The 3374-nt window shown below is 49.9% G+C and carries 1 tRNA gene and 2 rRNA genes; all 3 read right to left on the bottom strand.

What is annotated here, in order from left to right:
* Positions 1-115 (bottom strand): 5S ribosomal RNA (rrf, locus tag EKM76_RS12685); the annotation flags it as partial.
* An 84-nt stretch (positions 116-199) separates the two neighbouring features.
* Positions 200-3122 (bottom strand): 23S ribosomal RNA (locus EKM76_RS12680).
* Between the two features lie 163 nt (positions 3123-3285).
* A tRNA-Ala gene (locus tag EKM76_RS12675) sits at positions 3286-3358 on the bottom strand.
* Between the last annotated feature and the right edge of the window lie 16 nt (positions 3359-3374).

Below are 3374 nucleotides of genomic sequence, written 5' to 3'. Positions count from 1 at the left end.
GTGGCAACGTCCTACCCTCGCAGGGAGTGCTCTCCCAACTACTATCGGCGCTAAGAAGCTTAACTACTGTGTTCGACATGGGAACAGGTGTATCCTTCTTGCTATCGCCACCACACCACTTTCTGAGAACGTTACGCTCTCAAAACTGGATATTCAATTTTTCTTTGCCCTTTGAACTAACCCTGCATTTCAATGCTACTTGGTTAAGTCCTCGACCGATTAGTATTGGTCCGCTCCACACCTCACGGCGCTTCCACTTCCAACCTATCTACCTGATCATCTCTCAGGGGTCTTACTTCCATAAAGGAATGGGAAATCTCATCTTGTGGGGGGCTTCACACTTAGATGCTTTCAGCGTTTATCCCGGCCATACTTAGCTACCCAGCGATGCGCCTGGCGGCACAACTGGTACACCAGCGGTATGTCCATTCCGGTCCTCTCGTACTAGGAACAGCTCCACTCAAATTTCCTACGCCCGCGACGGATAGGGACCGAACTGTCTCACGACGTTCTGAACCCAGCTCGCGTACCACTTTAATGGGCGAACAGCCCAACCCTTGGGACCAACTACAGCCCCAGGATGTGATGAGCCGACATCGAGGTGCCAAACCTCCCCGTCGATGTGGACTCTTGGGGGAGATAAGCCTGTTATCCCCAGGGTAGCTTTTATCCGTTGAGCGATGGCCCTTCCATACGGAACCACCGGATCACTAAGCCCGACTTTCGTCCCTGCTCGACCTGTAAGTCTCGCAGTCAAGCTCCCTTATGCCTTTACACGCTATGAATGATTTCCAACCATTCTGAGGGAACCTTTGGGCGCCTCCGTTACTCTTTAGGAGGCGACCGCCCCAGTCAAACTGCCCACCTGACACTGTCTCCCGCCACGCTAAGTGGCGCGGGTTAGAGGGTTCATACAGCAAGGGTAGTATCCCACCAATGCCTCCACCGAAACTAGCGTTCCGGCTTCAACGGCTCCTACCTATCCTGTACAAGCTGTACAAACACTCAATATCAAGCTACAGTAAAGCTCCATGGGGTCTTTCCGTCCTGTCGCGGGTAACCCGCATCTTCACGGGTATTATAATTTCACCGAGTCTCTCGTCGAGACAGTGCCCAGATCGTTACGCCTTTCGTGCGGGTCGGAACTTACCCGACAAGGAATTTCGCTACCTTAGGACCGTTATAGTTACGGCCGCCGTTTACTGGGGCTTCATTTCTGGGCTTCGTACCGAAGTACTAACTCATCCACTTAACCTTCCAGCACCGGGCAGGCGTCAGCCCCTATACGTCATCTTACGATTTAGCAGAGACCTGTGTTTTTGATAAACAGTCGCCTGGGCCTATTCACTGCGGCTGATCGTTAGATCAGCACCCCTTCTTCCGAAGTTACGGGGTCATTTTGCCGAGTTCCTTAACGAGAGTTCTCTCGCACACCTGAGGATACTCTCCTCGACTACCTGTGTCGGTTTGCGGTACGGGTAGTTTATTTCTCACTAGAAGCTTTTCTCGGCAGTGTGACATCAAGGACTTCGCTACTTAATTCGCTCCCCATCACAACTTGTCCGTACAGGTGCAAGCATTTAACTCACACCAAGACTGATTGCTTGGCCGCACATTTCCAATCGTGCGGATCCTTTAGCCTCCTGCGTCCCTCCATCGTTCAAACAAAATAAACTAGTACAGGAATTTCAACCTGTTATCCATCGCTTACGCCTTGCGGCCTCAGCTTAGGTCCCGACTAACCCTGGGAGGACGAGCCTTCCCCAGGAAACCTTAGTCATACGGTGGACAGGATTCTCACCTGTCTTTCGCTACTCATACCGGCATTCTCACTTCTAAGCGCTCCAGTTGTCCTCACGATCAACCTTCAACGCCCTTAGAACGCTCTCCTACCATGACCACATAAGTGGTCATCCACAGTTTCGGTATTATGTTTAGCCCCGGTACATTTTCGGCGCAGGGTCACTCGACTAGTGAGCTATTACGCACTCTTTAAATGATGGCTGCTTCTGAGCCAACATCCTAGTTGTCTATGCAACCCCACATCCTTTTCCACTTAACATAAATTTGGGGACCTTAACTGGTGGTCTGGGCTGTTTCCCTTTCGACAATGGATCTTATCACTCACTGTCTGACTCCCGGATAATTCATCAATGGCATTCGGAGTTTATCTGAATTCAGTAACCCAAGACGGGCCCCTAGTCCAAACAGTGCTCTACCTCCATGATGGTCAATTCCGAGGCTAGCCCTAAAGCTATTTCGAAGAGAACCAGCTATCTCCAAGTTCGTTTGGAATTTCACCGCTACCCACACCTCATCCCAGCATTTTTCAACATACACGGGTTCGGTCCTCCAGTGTGTTTTACCACACCTTCAACCTGGACATGGGTAGGTCACTTGGTTTCGGGTCTACGTCTACAGACTATAACGCCCATTTCAGACTCGCTTTCGCTACGGCTCCGCCTTATCAGCTTAACCTCGCCTGCAAACGTAACTCGCCGGTTCATTCTACAAAAGGCACGCCATCACCCATTAACGGGCTTTGACTAATTGTAGGCACACGGTTTCAGGAACTGTTTCACTCCCCTTCCGGGGTTCTTTTCACCTTTCCCTCACGGTACTGGTCCACTATCGGTCACTAGGTAGTATTTAGCCTTGGGAGATGGTCCTCCCAGATTCCGACGGAATTTCACGTGTTCCGCCGTACTCAGGATCCTGAACGAAGAGCCGTCGATTTAACTTACGGGACTTTCACCCTGTTTTGTTCAGCATTCCAACTGACTCAGTTATCAACGACTTTGGTAACTCCAAAGTTCAGTCCTACAACCCCACAACGCAAGCGTCATGGTTTGGGCTGTTCCCCGTTCGCTCGCCGCTACTTAGGGAATCGAATTTTCTTTATGTTCCTGCAGGTACTGAGATGTTTCAGTTCCCCACGTTTACCTCTGACAAGCTATGTATTCACTTGCCAGTAACCAGCGACTAAGCTGGCTGGGTTCCCCCATTCGGAAATCTCCGGATCAAAGCTTACGTACAGCTCCCCGAAGCATATCGGTGTTAGTACCGTCCTTCATCGGCTCCTAGTGCCAAGGCATCCACCGTGCGCCCTTGTTAACTTAACCTATTTGATACCTGACGGTATCACGGTTAGAGTTTAGCGATTAAGAAATACTTTCTTAAAAAACTCTTTAAAACGCAGTGTTAATTCTCGGTTTATATCTTATATTACAAAGAAATTGAATATCCAGTTTTCAAAGTGCAACGTTTAACAGCTCTCGCTGTTAATGGAGGATAACGGGATCGAACCGATGACCTCCTGCGTGCAAAGCAGGCGCTCTCCCATCTGAGCTAATCCCCCATATTAATTAGATGGG

It is taken from the genome of Loigolactobacillus zhaoyuanensis (assembly GCF_003946385.1).
GTDB lineage: Bacteria > Bacillota > Bacilli > Lactobacillales > Lactobacillaceae > Loigolactobacillus > Loigolactobacillus zhaoyuanensis.
The sequence above is the reverse complement of the archived record's forward strand: the minus strand, read 5'-3'. Positions and strand labels throughout refer to the sequence as shown.